The sequence below is a fragment of the Thermodesulfobacteriota bacterium genome (assembly GCA_040753795.1).
Taxonomy (GTDB): Bacteria; Desulfobacterota; Desulfobacteria; order Desulfobacterales; family Desulfosudaceae; genus JBFMDX01.
Genome location: JBFMDX010000010.1, coordinates 21183 through 35091, shown reverse-complemented (window position 1 = coordinate 35091; position 13909 = coordinate 21183). Strand labels below are relative to the sequence as shown.

Annotated in this window: 11 protein-coding genes; 2 read left to right on the top strand and 9 right to left on the bottom strand. The window is 58.9% G+C overall.

Annotation, left to right across the window (positions count from 1 at the left end; translation table 11 throughout):
- Positions 1-37: 37 nt before the first annotated feature.
- From AB1724_12555 to AB1724_12515, 9 genes are all read right to left on the bottom strand, one after another.
- The gene (locus AB1724_12555; protein ID MEW6078639.1) at positions 38-1606 is read right to left on the bottom strand and encodes a glycosyltransferase family 39 protein; all 1569 of its coding nucleotides are present in this window, start codon (positions 1604-1606) and stop codon (positions 38-40) included.
- A 142-nt stretch (positions 1607-1748) separates the two neighbouring features.
- Positions 1749-2507: a hypothetical protein gene (locus AB1724_12550; GenBank protein MEW6078638.1), complete on the bottom strand. Its 759-nt coding sequence runs from the start codon at positions 2505-2507 to the stop codon at positions 1749-1751.
- Positions 2504-4279 carry a BatD family protein gene (locus AB1724_12545; GenBank protein MEW6078637.1) on the bottom strand — a complete coding sequence of 592 codons (1776 nt, stop codon included), beginning with the start codon at positions 4277-4279 and terminating at the stop codon, positions 2504-2506. The genes AB1724_12550 and AB1724_12545 overlap by 4 nt, the downstream gene beginning before the upstream one ends.
- The gene (locus AB1724_12540) at positions 4276-6171 is read right to left on the bottom strand and encodes a tetratricopeptide repeat protein (protein MEW6078636.1); all 1896 of its coding nucleotides are present in this window, start codon (positions 6169-6171) and stop codon (positions 4276-4278) included. Before AB1724_12540 ends, AB1724_12545 begins: the two co-directional genes overlap by 4 nt.
- The gene (locus AB1724_12535) at positions 6168-7169 is read right to left on the bottom strand and encodes a VWA domain-containing protein (GenBank protein ID MEW6078635.1); all 1002 of its coding nucleotides are present in this window, start codon (positions 7167-7169) and stop codon (positions 6168-6170) included. Before AB1724_12535 ends, AB1724_12540 begins: the two co-directional genes overlap by 4 nt.
- Entirely contained in the window at positions 7166-7879 is a 714-nt protein-coding gene (locus AB1724_12530; GenBank protein MEW6078634.1) for a hypothetical protein, read from the bottom strand. Before AB1724_12530 ends, AB1724_12535 begins: the two co-directional genes overlap by 4 nt.
- Before the next feature lie 141 nt (positions 7880-8020).
- Positions 8021-8917, bottom strand: coding sequence for a DUF58 domain-containing protein (locus AB1724_12525; protein MEW6078633.1), 897 nt, complete (start codon positions 8915-8917; stop codon positions 8021-8023).
- 30 nt (positions 8918-8947) lie between these two features.
- Positions 8948-9928: a MoxR family ATPase gene (locus tag AB1724_12520; GenBank protein ID MEW6078632.1), complete on the bottom strand. Its 981-nt coding sequence runs from the start codon at positions 9926-9928 to the stop codon at positions 8948-8950.
- A gap of 430 nt (positions 9929-10358) precedes the next feature.
- A complete protein-coding gene (locus tag AB1724_12515; GenBank protein MEW6078631.1) occupies positions 10359-11162 on the bottom strand; it encodes a UbiA prenyltransferase family protein in 804 nt (267 codons plus the stop codon).
- Positions 11163-11371: 209 nt separating this feature from the next.
- Here AB1724_12515 and AB1724_12510 point away from each other — a divergent pair, with 209 nt between their 5' ends.
- Both AB1724_12510 and AB1724_12505 read left to right on the top strand, forming a co-directional pair.
- A complete protein-coding gene (locus AB1724_12510) occupies positions 11372-12463 on the top strand; it encodes a radical SAM protein (GenBank protein MEW6078630.1) in 1092 nt (363 codons plus the stop codon).
- A complete protein-coding gene (locus AB1724_12505; protein ID MEW6078629.1) occupies positions 12460-13896 on the top strand; it encodes a radical SAM protein in 1437 nt (478 codons plus the stop codon). Before AB1724_12510 ends, AB1724_12505 begins: the two co-directional genes overlap by 4 nt.
- Positions 13897-13909 lie beyond the last annotated feature (13 nt).

Below are 13909 nucleotides of genomic sequence, written 5' to 3'. Positions count from 1 at the left end.
TGCATGCCTCTCTCTGAATCCGGCCCTGCCCCCAGCGCTACGGGGCAGCATCTTCCGGTTCCACCGTCACCGTCAAATGGTTCTTGCCCCCGGCATCGCGATAACTCAACCGGACTGTCCTGACCGGCAGCCTCTTCAGATCCTGTCCGGCGTAATAGATATTCAACATGGGGACCAGGGCGAGATAAATATAACTACCCTTCAGACATTTTTGAAGAATTTCATTTTTGTTGAGTAGATTAACGCTTTCTCTATAATACCAGACATTCCCGAAAGCGCTTTCCAGGTTGGCGTTCATGATGTCAACCATGTTTCCGTTTTCAAGGCTGACCTTCTGCACCACCCGGCTCTCCGGAGAATATTGACTGATCTGACGGGCTGCCGCCATGGCATTATCCAACGTCAAACCAACACCTTCCAGGTGAACCATCAACCAGAAACAGATCCAGCAGAAGGCCATGGAAAGCCCATACAGTATCGGCAGGATTTTCAGGTATCTCCTTTCCTGAAAAATTTTGATCGCCCGCCATATGAAAAAAAAGAAACAGAACCAAACCGCTGAATAGTATTCAACAGCATGAAACAGGTCGAAAAAAGCCATGACCATTGAAAACACGACCACGGAAAATAGTGACAGACCGCCCAGCCGATCCTCCAGGTCCGGCGGAATCTTGCTGCGGCGCTTTCGAATCAGGCTGACAACGGTAATACCGATACCGCTGATCATAAGCAGGTAGCTGAGCATGGTTAACCCGATTATGACCTTCATAACGGGGGTCAGCACTTTGCCGGTGAAATGATGAGGGATCAGCAACTGAAAAAAATCGTAGCTGAAAAACAGACCGCCGGTCAGGGCGGCGGACAGAAATCGAGCCGCTCTGCCGGAAAATGGGACGGCAAGGCCGGCGACATCACCTGGCACGGTATCTTTCACCGGTGTCAGATAGGGGAAGATGATCAGAAGCATAGCCGCCACGATCAGTAAAACAAAGGCCGGTTTGTTTTTCAGTCGCTGGCGGTCGAACAGGGCCATGGTGAAAATGACCGGGAAAAACAGCAGTGCTCCCCGGGGATGAAGGTAAAACAAAAGGGTCATCAGAAAAATCGTCACGGCCAGCGCGGCCGTTGACAGTTTTTCAGAAAATCGGGCATAACAAGCTACTGCCAGTAAAGAAACCGGAACCAGCCAGGAGTCGTCGGTAAACTCGGAACCATACAGGTAGCAGTGAGGGAAAAAGCAGAAAAGGAGTAAAACCCAGCGGGGATAAGACAGTACCCGGGACAGATAATACAACCCGCCCAGGCAGGCGATCAGGGTGAGCAGGGCCTTGACAAAACTGATCAGAACCAGATCGTGGGTCAGTGCCAGAAAACACTGATAAACCCAGATGGGAAAGGGATGATAACGAATACCGGCATTGCCCTGGCGCCAGCAGGTCGAAAGCCTTCCCTCCTGGTTGGCCTGAAGGGCCAGGTTGACATACAGGGACTGATCCAGGTCTCCCCAGTGATGATCACCCGGCCAGGCCAGGTACATGATGGCCAGCAGCAGCAACAGCAACCAGCCGGCCATCCGGGCTATGTTCGGCTTGCCTGAATAGATCAAGGCCATCTCTAAAAATTAGAATTGGGGTTCGAGTTCAAGGCGCGCGAAAATTTTAACCGCAGGAATACATGGGAGTATTTCGAGGATTAAAATCTGAGCGCAACACCGAAATCGAGACAAAAGGCAATTTTTAGAGGTGGCCTCAAATGATTCCTATCTCGTTTCGGCTTACCCAGCCGATTTTATCACTTCCGAAACGAATGCGATAGGAATCTTTCTCTTTTTTCTCAACGGTCACGCGGCTGCCGGCGTGCAGCACGAACAGTTCGGTGGACAGGTCCGAAAAACCGGAGCGGACGGAAGATGATTCAGCCAGGACAACCCCCTGGGGAAGGCGGTGTTCAAAAAAATAATTTCCGGCGGCGGTCAGACTGAAAAAGACGAAAAGCGCCGCCGCGCCGTAAAGCAGGAAACCGGGCGGATTCAGCATCAGGTGTCTTCGAAAAAACAGGAGCAGGCAGAGGATAAAGCTGAAAGCCGCTGCCAGAAACACAACCAGCCGGTGATTCAGCCAGTACCGCCAGAAGAAGAGCATCTCCGGCAGAAAGACGCCCTCCGGTGCCTTGTCCCTGACCCGGGAACGCGCGTACTCCAGGTTGAACTTCAGATCCGGATCACCGGGGATCAGCCGCTGCGCCTTTTCATACCACAGGATCGCCTGTCCGATATCCCCGGATTTCAAGCAGGCGTTGGCGATATTGTAGTAAAGTTTCCCGTTGACCACGCCTTCCCGGGCCAGGAACAGAAACCCCTGCCTGGCAGCGACGTAGTCACCCTGGTCATAGGCCCGGGCCGCATCCAGGAACACCCGGGCCTGATCCTGGGCCGGGGCCGCCGGCGGCATCATCGCCAGGAGAAAAAATAAAACCGGAAAAATAAAAAGCCTGAAACGAATGCTCATGGCACAATCCTCCGGATCAGGGTTCCGGCCGAGGCCAGCGTTCTTGTCATGAAATCCTGGTCAACCGCCCGGCCGCCGTAGCGCGCCTGTTCGATCTCCTCCAGCAGCCGGGAGGACTTTTCGGCAATTGTCTCATCACAGCCGTTGTCCGTCAGCAACTGCCGGGCTTCCCGGTAGGTGAGGGATTCCCCTTTCCGGCCCGCCCTGGCGTAAACCGCGTAAACCACGGCTTTGAAAAGCAGGTCCAGGCGCGCTTCAGCGGTCAGCCGGTCGCGCCTGGCTTCTTTCAAAGCCGCCCGGGACCTGCGGGACATCAGGGTGGCGTCGCCCGTCTTCCGGCGGACCCGGGACATGACCGCCGCGGCCAGGCCGTAAAGGACAAACGGCCCGCCCGTCATCAGCAGGAACAGGGTCAGCGGAACCGGCCGGGCGTGTTCCAGGGCCGACAGATCCGGTTTGACGGGGAAAATATCATGGCCCGTGAATTCCACGGCCTGCTTGCGGACCGGCGGGGACATCTTTTCACCATCGGATGAGTTATCCCCGGCGACGGCGTCCGGCTGGCGTTTCCCGCCCGGCTTGACAGTAATGTCAATTGGCGCCGTGGAAATGGTCGCATAGGCGTTCCGTTTGACATCAAAATAGGTCAGTGAAAATGGCCCCACGGTGTATTTCCCGGGAGAGACGGCCACCAGTGCCGCCGGGAACCGCTTTTTCCCGGAGACGCCGGTTTCCCCGACCGTGACATCTTCGGTCGGCGTGTCTTCATACACCTTGAAAGCGGCCGGAAAATCAAACCGCGGCGCCGCCGCCGATTTGATATTGCCCCGGCCGCTGATGACCACCGCGATATTGCAGGAGTCGCCCTCGGCAAGTTCGGTCTGGCCGATTTCGGCGGCAATGGAAAATTCCCCGACCAGACCGGAAAAAGGTTCAGCGCCTTTGTATTCCGGAAGCGGCCGGACATTCACCGTCACGGGATCGGCGGTCAGGCGACGGGGTTGAAGCGATTGGCCGCCGCCGAAGAAGGGATCGTTGAAAAAAGAGTCGAACCGCGACCGGCTCCGGGGGGCGGTCCGGACAACCAGATCGCAGGAAATCGTTGCCGGACCGATGACATGGACGCCGGCCTGTTCGGGCGTCAGCACGTAGACGAGTTCGGTGACGTCAAAGCGGCGGCCGTTGACGATTTTTGAATAGGACCGGTTATCGGTCAGTTTTTCCGCCGAAAACCCGGGGAAATCTGGTGCCTTGCTCACGGCGGCGTTGGCGATGGGGACAGCGTTATACAGGGAAAACCGACAGGTGATCTGCTCGCCCACGAAAGGAGAGTCGCCGGATACCGACAACTGCGTGAACGCATCCGCCGTTTCCGTATCCGCTCCGCCGCCGGCCCGGGGACTGTCGCCCACTTCCACGGGAATCATTTCGGTGTATACCGTCTTGCCGCCGGTTTCTACGGGCAGGGGAGGAATCACCAGGTGCCCTTTCTTCAAGGGAACCAGGGTAAAAATATATGCCGTCTGGCTGGACACATTGCCATTGATCATGTTGTAGGAGGACGAGGTGCCCCGGGAAGCCACTTCAAAGTCCCGGATCCCGCCGACATTTACCTCCCCTTTGCCGCCCTCGATGGTAACGGTCAGGGTCAGCGTCTCCCCGTCGGTAATCCGTGTCCGGTCGACCGAGGCGCTGACATTGGCGGTGTGTGCCGCCGCGGCCGACAGTGCCGTCAGAACAAGGAATGATGCGAGAAAAACCAGTCGTTTCACCAGTCCTGTTCCACCTCCTTTTTCCGGTATTCCGGCAGCATAATAGCCCCGGGCCTATCCTGAAGCCGGTTCAGTCGGTTATCGCCCGGATCGGCGCCCGGCTGCCGGCCGGCCATGGCCTTCCCCGCTGCCTGTTCCTGCTCCGGCTCCTGGTCGCCGCCTCCGGCGGCCTGGCTGCCTCCGCTTTGCTGATCCGGCTGACTCTCCTGCTGAATGTTCTGTCCGTCCGTCAACTGGTCATCACCACCGTTATCCGACCGCTGGCCCTCATCCTCCGGCTGCTGTCCTGCCTGTTGCTGCCGGTTTTGCTCCGAAGACTGCGGCTGATTTTCACCAGACGACTTATTCTGATCGGACGCCTGGTTCTGATCCTGACCGGACTGGTGCTGCTGTTGCTCCTGGTCCGTCTTCTGTTTGTCCTGATCAGACGATTGCTTCTGCTGGTCCTGGTTCTGCTGTTTATTTTTCTCTTCCTCGGCTTTCCTGGCCAGAGCCAGGTTTTCCTCGGCCTCCCTGTCGCCGGCATTGATTTTCAATGCCTGCTGGTAGGCGTCAATGGCGCTGGTGAAATCTCCCCGGCGGTAATGGGCGTTGCCCAGGTTATACCACACATTCTCCCGGAACGGCTCATTATTCCTGATCAGCTCCAGGGCCTTTTTATAATGGGCGACGGCTTCATCCTGTTTGCCCGCCTTGTAATAGGCACTGCCGATATTGTAATACAGCTCGGCATTGTCCGGATCGGCCAGTTGCGCGTCAATGAAATGCTTGAGGGCCTGATCATACTGACCGCCGTCATAGGCTTCTCTTCCCTGGCGCACGTCATCATAGACATTGCCCGCCCGGACCTCGGAGGCGCCCGAGACGGCCAGCAGCATCACCAGCAGAACAGCCGGACCGGCCTTCCGGCCCCGGGGAAGGAACATCTCCACCGCCAAAAGGAGCAAAGCCAGCGCCAGGAACCACTGGAACCGGTCTTCCCAGATCTTCTTCCGGCCGCTCTCCAGCGTGGTCTGTTCCATGGTTCCCCGGATCCGGTCCTGATAAATATTCTCCAGGTCCATGTCGCCCGCCTCGGAGCGGACATAAATACCGCCGGTGGCGGCCGCCATCTGCTTGAGGGTTTCCTCGTCCAGCCGGGTCAGAACGATTTTCCCTTCCCGGTCTTTTTTAAATCCGCCGGCGGCCTCGGGAACGGGCGCGCCCTCGTTTCCGCCGACGCCGATGCAGAAGATCCTGATCTTCTTTTCCGCCGCCTGCCGGGCCGCTTCCAGGGGATCGGCACCGGCCGTCGACTCGCCGTCGGTGATAATGATAATGGCCTTGTCGGAAGCGTCCTTTTCATGGAATCCGGAAATGGCCGTCTGCACGGCATCACCGATGGCGGTGCCGCCCACCGGCAGCATATCCGGCGACAGGGTGTCCAGAAACAGATGAAAGGCGCTGTAGTCCATGGTCAGCGGGCACTGCAAAAATGCGCTGCCGGCGAAAGCGACCAGCCCGACCCGGTCGCCGGTCAGCATCCGCAGCAGGTCGATGATCTCATACTTGGCCCGGGTCAGCCGGGTCGGCTTGATGTCTTCGGCCAGCATGCTCCGGGAACAGTCCAGGGCGACCATGATATCCACGCCCCTCTGTTCGATCTTTTCCCAGCGAAACCCATACCGCGGTCCGGACAGGGCGACCAGGGCCGAGGCCGAGGCCAGGATCAGCAGCAGCCCCGCTGCGGTCCGCCGGGCCGGGGAGGCGTCCGCCGCGATCCGGACCAGCCCGTTGGCGGCGGCGAATCCGGCCAGGATTTTTTTGCGTCGGGCTCCCCCCCAGAAAACGATCAGCAGCAGCGGCACCGCCGCCCAGAGGGACAGCAGTAAATAAGGATGCGCGAAATTCACGGTGCCTCCAGATAAACGGTATTTTCCAGCGCAATCCGCGCCAGCAGCAGCAGCAAGGCCAGCAGCACCGGCCAGGGATAAAGATCATTATACACGGCATAGACGTTCGCTTTGGCTTCGGTCTTTTCCATGGCGTCGATGGTCTCATAGATACGCTTGAGCGCCTCGGTGTTTTCCGCCTTGAAATACAGTCCGCCGGTTTTATCGGCAATGGCCTTCAACGCTTCCTCGTCCATGTCCACCTGCTGATAGACATACTGCTGGCCGAGCAGGGGATGATTAACCAGAAACGGCGCCTTGCCGGCCGAACCGGCACCGATGGTATAGATTTTCACCCCCCGTTCGGCGGCAATGCCGGCCGCGTCCGCCGGAGTGATTTCTCCCGCGTTGCTGACGCCGTCGGTCAATAGGATGATGACGTTGGATTTGCTTTCCACGTCCTTCAGTCGTTTTAAAGAAATACCGATGGCGTCGCCGATGGCTGTGGTATCGCCGGCGGCCCCGATTTTAAGCCGGTCCAGGATAAAGGTCAGGGTATTATAATCCCGGGTCAGCGGCACCTGGGTATAAGCGTTGGTGCCGAACACTACCAGGCCGATGCGGTCGCCGTCCCGTCCGGCAATGAACTCGGACACGACGCTCTTGACCGCCTCCAGCCGGTTAACCATCTCTTTCTTGAGTTTGAAGTCAATGGCCGCCATGCTCCCGGACAGGTCCACCGCCAGTACGATATTGATTCCCTCGGTGATGGTCTCAATCTTCTTTTCTCCCCACTGGGGACGGCAGAGGCCCAGGACCAGCAGAGCAAAAGCCGTTGCCGAAAGCGCCGGCACGACCCATCGCGTCCGGATCCGGAATGAGGGCGCGATGGCGCCGGCGGAGTCGGTTTCCGAAACGGCCAGGGTCGGCCGCGGACAGCGATGCTTTCTCCAGTAAAAAGCCGCCGGAATGATGATCAGCAGCAGGGCCAGCCAGGGATCAGCCAGACGGAACATCATTTCACCTCCGCCTGTCCGGCCGCGGGCGGTTCAGACGGGACAAACCGGTTGACCAGGTCCCGCACCAGGACCAGGTGGGCCGTCATGTCCGACCGGTCCGGCAGGGCCCGGGCGAACTTGACCTGGTCCCCGAATTTGATAAACGACTTTAAACCGGCCTGGATTTCCTTTTCAACGTCAAGAGCCGACAGGCGGGGCAGCAGCTCCTCGGTGGTCATTTCCGGGGCGTCGATATTAAACCGCCGCTGCAGATACCGGCGGAAAGCCGCCGACAGGCCGAAATAAAACAGGGCCGGCTCCCCGGACATTCCGTTTTCCAGCGCCGTCAGGTTCTCCAGGGCCTCCTCCTCGGGAGTTCGATAAACCGCGGCCGTCACCTCGGTGACGCCGCCGCTCTTTTTCTTCATCCGGCGTCGGACCAGGATCCAGATCAGGACCCCGGCGGCCAGGGCCGCGACCCCGGCAAAGATCCCGTAATAGATCATGGGGTTGACGCCCACCTGAACCGGCTGACGGATGTCATGAATATCCGTGGGACCGGCCGCCTGGGGCTGACCGCTCTGGCCCGGATTCGCCGGCGCCCCCGGCCGGAGGGGCACCTGGGCCGCAGCCGGACCGGCCGGGGCCGTTACCCCGGGTGAAACCGTTGCCGATCCCGCCGACGCCGCCGGTACCGCTATCAATGCCCCCAGTGCTATAATCGTTGTCAAAATAATTGATCGTGTCTGATGAAGGACGTCGCCGCAAGAAATCCGAGCGAAAAAACCTTTCCCGGCCCTGTGGCCTTTCATGATCAACTTCTCCAAAGGGGATACGGCGCAACGCAGATATTGGGTTTTTACCGAAGCCATTTACCTGAGTTTCCTCTCCCGCATGCGAAAATAGGCGGCCAGGGTGTCGGCCACATGGGTCTCCCGCACGGAAGCCGCGTCAGCCGAAATCGACACGCAGTCGATATCGCTTTTTTTGAGCATCTCCAGGACCGCCTGCCGCTTCTTCTCTTTTATACCGGCCAGGGCCCGGCGGCCGGCGAACGACGAGGCGTCAAACAACAGCCGCCGGCCGGTTTCCAGGTCCCGCATATGAATAATCCCCGCGGCCGGCACCTCATAATCCCCCGTATCGCTGACATGGAGCCCGATCAGTTCATGCCGACGCGAAACCGTCCGCAGCCCCTTGCGGCTGTCGGCCGCGAAAAAGTCCGATATCAGAAAGGCGGTGGTCTTTCGGTGGCAGACATGCCCCAGGTAGGTCAGGGCCGCCTGGATGTCCGTTCCCTCATGTTCGGGGTGATGGGTAAAGATCTCCCGGATCAGTCGCCAGATATGGGCCGATCCCTTCTTGGGGGGAACATACTTTTCCACCCGGTCGGTAAAAAGGATGGCGCCGACCCGGTCGTTGTTCCTGATGGCGTTGAATGCCAGAATGGCGGCCGCTTCGGCGGCCGCGTCCTGCTTGCGGACGCCGGTGGTGCCGAAGGACATGGAGCCGCTGACGTCGATGAGCAGCATCAGGACCAGTTCCCGCTCTTCACGGTAAACCTTGATGTAAGGCCGTCCCAGACGGGCCGACACGTTCCAGTCAATGCTCTTGACCTCGTCACCGACGGCGTATTCCCGGACCTCCTCGAACTCCATGCCGACCCCGCGAAAGACCGACCGGTAATTGCCGGCCATGACGGCATCCACCACGCGACCGCTCTTAATATGGATCCGCTTGATCTTCTTGATGACTTCAGGCGAAAACATGGGCAGCATCTCCAACCGGAAGGAAGAGAATCAGGGGACTTCCACGCCGTCGAAAATCCGGCCGATGATGTCGTCGGTGGTCATGTCCTCGGCCTCGGCCTCGTAAGTCAGAATGATGCGGTGCCGCAGGATCTCAGGGGCGACGGACTTGATGTCCTGGGGCGTGACATAGGCCCGCCCCTGGAGAAAGGCGTAGGCCCTGGCCGCCAGGCTGAGATAAATGGTGGCCCGGGGGGAGGCGCCGTAGCGGATGTAGGGAGCCATGTCGAGCTTGTAATCCGCCGGCTTGCGGGTGGCAAAAACCAGATCGACGATGTAGTCCCGCAGCTTCTCCTCCATGTAGATATCCTTGACCAGCTGCACGATGCCGTTTAACTGATCCGGCGTGATCACCCGGCTGACGGCGGCCTCGGGTTCAAAACCCACCCGGCGCATGATCTCTTTTTCTTCGTCCCGGCTGGAATAGCCCACCGTCACCTTGAGCATGAACCGGTCGACCTGGGCTTCCGGCAGGGGGTAGGTGCCTTCCTGTTCGATGGGGTTCTGGGTGGCCAGGACCAGAAAAGGGTCGGCCAGCTTGAAAGTCTTGTCGCCGATGGTCACCTGCCGCTCCTGCATGGCTTCCAGCAGAGCGGACTGAACCTTGGACGGCGCCCGGTTGATCTCGTCAGCCAGGATAATATTATTGAAGACCGGCCCCTTCTTGATGGTGAACTCGCCGGTCTTGGGCAGGTAGACTTCGGTGCCGATCAGGTCCGCCGGCAGCAGATCAGGCGTGAACTGGATCCGCTTGAAGGAGGCGTCCACGGTTCCCGCCAGGGCCTTGACGGCGCTGGTCTTGGCCAGCCCCGGCACGCCTTCGATGAGAATATGCCCCTTGGTGAACAGGCCGATGAGCAGACCGTCCACCATCTCGTTCTGGCCCACCACCACCCGGGCGATCTCCCGGCGGATGCTGCTGACAATCGCATGGGCTTCCTCAACCCGGTGTTTCAACGCTTCTACACTCACGGCTCCTCCTTGTGGTCCACACAGTCTTTATTCATCCAAATCAACCCGTTAGAAAAAATCCGGCCTAAACAATAAGTACCGGAAGAGCCCTTGTCAAGCCCTCCGGATCGGTGACGAATGGCCCTCACCTCCCCCTCACCCTCCTGTCATCTTCTGCCAGCGGAAGACGCGGAGGGACTACCGTCAACGCTTTTGTCTGTTCTTTCATGACACACCGCCATCAGGTAAGCGGTGGTTGATGATGAACGATGTCGCGCCTTGGCTTTATCAAAATCCATGCCAAATTTTATATGTAGTGATACCAAATCGTTGTGAAAATAAAGGGTGTATATTTTTTACCCGGCCGGGAAAATATTACCCGTACCCGCTTTTTCCCAAAAACGTCACAAGGAATCCGGTAAGACGGCGGGAGTATACTCATGACGCGGACTCAAGTACCGGCCCCGTAAATTATCCACCAGAGCGTGCCGATCCATAGCAGGACATAAATCTGCAACGGCCGGTCCCTGAAGAGAACGGAGACAGGAGAACAATTTCCCCCGGGATCCGTTCCGATACGGAGATAACGGAAAAGCCCCAGGGCTACCCAGAGGGATGTCAGATAGAGACGCGGCGCGGCGTGCTCCCGGATAACCGCCGGAGAAAGCGTATACGCCACATAACCGGCCAGGCAGGCGGCCGCAAGGAACAACAGGCCGGCACGCCCCGGATTTTTACTTCCATCCGTGTTCGCCTCTTCCGAGGCCATGAGCTCGCATCGCCGCTTGGAGAAAGCCAGGAACAGGGCCAGCAGAAAGGTCAATCCCGCCAGCCAGCCGGAAACGGGCACGTCAATAACCGCAGCCCCGCCATAAACGCGCAGCACAAAACCGGCGGCCACGCAGGCGGCGCCGATACCCGCCATCTTCTGCAGCCTGACGGAATAGAGCAGGTTCAGCAGCATATACAGCAGGATCACCTGGCAATACACGGCCCGGGAAATCAGCAGGCAGACCCCTCCGGTCATGGCGGAGAGGAGCAGGCCGAACACCAGCGCCTGCGGAACACGGATCCTTCCCGCGGCAATCGGCCGGCGTCGTTTGACCGGATGGGCGGCATCTCCGACCCGGTCCATTATATCATTAAAAACATAGACGGCGCTGGCCGCCAGGCAGAACCCGGCAAATCCGGTCAGGGCCGCGGCCAGGGACGGGCCGTGGGTCAACCGGTGAGCGAAAAACAGGGGTACCAGCACGAAACCGTTCTTGATGTAATGACCCGGACGGGCCAGCGTGATCAGTGCCCGGACTGAAATGCGGGAAGACCCGCCCTGTCTCGATTCGTTTTTAATAGACCCCCCAGTTGCCTGTTGTTATCCGGAAACGTTTATATTACAACTTCATCATAATCGAATCGGAAGGTTTTGCAAGGTTGTCGAACGGATTAACATAAGAAAACGGCTTCATGCTTCAACCCGTCAGAGAGTTCTTCAACAGACACGGCCAGACGGTTAACGTCCTCGGCCGCCTCCTGCTGTTCAGGCAGATCGACATCCGCCGGCTGGCGGGCGTTCCCGTCAATCTGCTGGCCAGCCTGTTCAACCGGCCGCCGCCGCTGCCGCCGCCAGTAATCCAGGTGGACATCACCGACATGTGCAACCTCCGCTGCCCGGGCTGCCTCACCGGAATGGGATGGAACAACGGCCATCAGGGGATGATGCCTTATGAAACCTTCGCCTCGCTGATCGACGAGGTCGCCCGGTATACCGCCCTGGCGGTACTCTATAACTCCGGTGAGCCGCTGCTTCATACCGCGGCCGTGGACATGATCCGCCTGCTGACGGCAAACGCCATCGCCTCGATCATCAGTACCAACGGCCATTTTGTCAGGACCCCGGCGGAAGCCGAAGCGCTGGTGGCGTCGGGGCTCTCCGTTATGGTGGTGTCTCTTTCCGGAGCCACTCAGGAAACGTATGCACACTATCACCGCGGCGGGCGGCTGGATCAGGTCCTCAGCGGCGTACGGCATGTCAGGCAGGCCAGAAAAACACTGAAGAAAAAAACACCGCTGATTATTTTCCGTTTCCTGGTCATGGACCACAACCGCCATGAAACGAAAGCCATGACCGCCATGGCCAAGAAAGAGGGCTGCGACTGGTTTGAGCTCAGGGAAGTGCGATGGCGGGCCTGCCCGCCGGGCATCGCCGCCGATTCCGACGGCCAGAGGAGGGAACCTCCACGCCGGGCAAAAGGGCGAAAGTGCCTGTGGCCGTGGCTGATATCCGTGGTCAACTGGAACGGCGACATATACCCCTGCTGTTTCTTCCGCCTGAACATGGCCCGCATGGGCCGCACCACCGACCCCGGTGGATTGAAGGCGGTCTGGAAAAACAACGACTACAACCGGTTTCGCGGGAACATGCGTTCCGGCAATGGTCGGCCGGACGCCTGCCGGGGCTGCCCCGCTGAAACCGGGTTCCAGACCCGCTTCAGCCGCCAGCAGCGGACCATCCATCTTCATCTTCAGGCCAAACCCGGGACAAGAGCCGACATATGAGCCTCGAAAAAATCCGTGTTCTGTTAATTAACCCCCCCCATACGGGCCGCATGGTCTTTCCCAGCATCAATGACCGGATCGCCTTCCGCATGCACGATTTCGCGCCGCCCCTGGGTCTGCTCTACCTTAAAAGCTTTCTGGAAAAACATTCCCGGGTGCGGGTCGATGTTTTCAACTTCCAGAAGCCGAAACCGCCTTCGCTTCATGATTTTATCGCGCACCTGAACGAATTCCAGCCTGACATCGCCGGCATTTCGGTATTATCGCCCTTCTGGTACGGAACCTGCCTGATCACCGAAACCATCAGATCCCGACGGCCGGCAACGGTGATCGCGGGCGGCGGCCCCCACATGTGGACCTATCCGGAAGAGACCATCAGCCGGGGCCGATTCGACATCATCGTCCAGGGCCAGGGGGAAAAACCGTTTCTGGAAATCGCCAACCGGGTCGCTCACCGCCGTGACCTGGACGGGATCCCGGGGACCGCCAGACTGTCCGGGGGCAAGGTCATCACCCACCCCCCCGACCCCATCGACCGGGACGCCCTGGATGCCCTGCCGTTTCCCGACCGCACGGCGCTGGATATCCGCCAGCACAACTTCTACGTCAACCGGCACAACCCCTGCGCCCTGATGGTGGCCAGCAGAGGATGTCCGTATCAGTGCAGTTTCTGTAATAACCGGGAGCGGTATTTTCTCCCCCGGGACACCGGCCTGACGATCGAAGAAATGGCGGAGTGCCAGAAACTGGGGTATCGATCCGTCCAGTTCTGCGATGATGTGTTCACCTGTTCCCGCGAACATGCCCTGGCCCTCTGTCAGGAAATAATTGCCAGCGGACTGCGCCTGCCCTGGTCATGCCAGACCCGGGTGGACTGCGTCGACCCGGAGCTCATCGACCGGATGGCCGCGGCCGGATGTGAACGGATCCAGTTCGGAATCGAATCTGCCAGCCAGTATACCCTGGACCGCATCAACAAGAACATCAGCCCGGAGCAGACCCGGCGGGCTTTCTCTCTGTGCCGGCAAAAAGGCATTGTCACCGTCGGCAACTTTATCGTCGGATTCCCCTGGGAGACCGCCGAAGATATCCGGCGAACCTTTGCGTTTGTCTTCCGGCTGGACGCGGATTTTGTCTTCTGCAATCCCCTCATCCCTTTTCCGGGCACGCAGATTTTCGAGGAAGCCTCCGGCGACCCCGGTTACGACAGCCAATGGTTCCGGCGATTCGTGGAAAATCCGGCCGGCCGCGCCCGAATCAGCCTCTGGACCACACATATCCCGGAAAAGGAAATCAGCGGGCTGATCAAGACATTTTACCTGAAATACTACTTTCATCCCCGGCGGATGAAACGATACCTCTCCCATCTGACCGGCTGGGAGGACATCGCGGGAAAGCTGAAGACGGGAATCAAACTGGTTCTGTACCGATAATGATGGCAAGGGG

Bases quoted from the DNA above. Each gene is read 5' to 3' on its own strand.
- AB1724_12535 (MEW6078635.1), bottom strand. From the start codon at position 7,169: ATGATGTTCCGTCTGGCTGATCCCTGGCTGGCCCTGCTGCTGATCATC.
- AB1724_12510 (MEW6078630.1), top strand. From the start codon at position 11,372: ATGCTTCAACCCGTCAGAGAGTTCTTCAACAGACACGGCCAGACGGTT.
- AB1724_12550 (MEW6078638.1), bottom strand. From the start codon at position 2,507: ATGAGCATTCGTTTCAGGCTTTTTATTTTTCCGGTTTTATTTTTTCTC.
- AB1724_12505 (MEW6078629.1), top strand. From the start codon at position 12,460: ATGAGCCTCGAAAAAATCCGTGTTCTGTTAATTAACCCCCCCCATACG.
- AB1724_12525 (MEW6078633.1), bottom strand. From the start codon at position 8,917: ATGTTTTCGCCTGAAGTCATCAAGAAGATCAAGCGGATCCATATTAAG.